Source organism: Mesorhizobium sp. M4A.F.Ca.ET.050.02.1.1, from assembly GCF_003997725.1.
Classification (GTDB): domain Bacteria; phylum Pseudomonadota; class Alphaproteobacteria; order Rhizobiales; family Rhizobiaceae; genus Mesorhizobium.
Map to the genome: position 1 here is coordinate 1 of NZ_RZSG01001308.1, position 880 is coordinate 880.

General features: G+C 69.2%; 1 protein-coding gene and 1 pseudogene. Both read left to right on the top strand.

Annotated features, from left to right (window positions below; all coding sequences use genetic code 11):
• The coding region (gene moaC / locus EOA33_RS37145) for a cyclic pyranopterin monophosphate synthase MoaC (RefSeq protein WP_127407819.1) at nucleotides 1-334 on the top strand (334 nt) is incomplete at its 5' end.
• A pseudogene (locus EOA33_RS37150) lies at nucleotides 334-849 on the top strand (molybdopterin molybdenumtransferase MoeA); the annotation flags it as partial. The gene moaC and the pseudogene EOA33_RS37150, both read left to right, overlap by 1 nt.
• Nucleotides 850-880 lie beyond the last annotated feature (31 nt).

Consider the following 880-nt stretch of genomic DNA (forward strand, 5'->3'; position numbering starts at 1 on the left):
GCTTGGCACCGCGCGCATTGCCGGCATCATGGCGGCGAAACGCGCGCATGAACTGATCCCGCTCTGCCATCCGCTGCTCCTGACCAAGGTTTCGGTGGACATCGAGCCGGACACGTCCCTGCCTGGCCTCAAGGTCACGGCGCTCGCCCGCGTCACCGGCAAGACAGGCGTCGAGATGGAGGCGCTGACGGCGGCCTCCGTCGCCTGCCTCACCATTTACGACATGGCCAAGGCCGCCGACCGCGCCATGGTGATCTCCGGCATCAGGCTGGTCGAGAAGACCGGCGGCAAGTCTGGCGATTACAAGGCGGCCGGGCGCGGGGAAGGCGCTTGATGGCGCTGGTTCCTGTCGCCGAGGCGCTCGAGCGCCTGCTGGATGGAGCGGCGCCGCGGGCCAGTGAGAGCGTCGCGCTGATCGACGCCGCCGGCCGGGTGCTGGCCGAGCCCGTGGTGGCATTGCGCACGCAACCGCCCTTCAACGCCTCCGCCATGGACGGCTATGCGACGCGCGCCACCGACGTGGCATCCGTGCCGGCGCGGCTTTCGGTGATCGGCATGGCGCCGGCCGGCCGCGGCTTCGAAGGCAGCGTCGGCCCGTCGCAAGCCGTGCGCATCTTCACCGGCGCGCCAGTGCCGCAAGGCGCCGACACCATCGTCATTCAGGAGAATGTCAGGGACCTGGGCGGCGGCACGGTAGAGGTAACCCAGCCGACGGCGCAAGGACGCAACATCCGGCGTGTCGGACTCGATTTCGCGCAAGGCGATGTGCTGCTCGAAAGGGGCCGCCTTCTTGATCCCGCGGCACTGTCGCTGGCGGCATCCGCCAACCATCCGTGTTTGAGCGTGGTGTAGCGGCCGCTTGTCGCCATCATCCCCACCG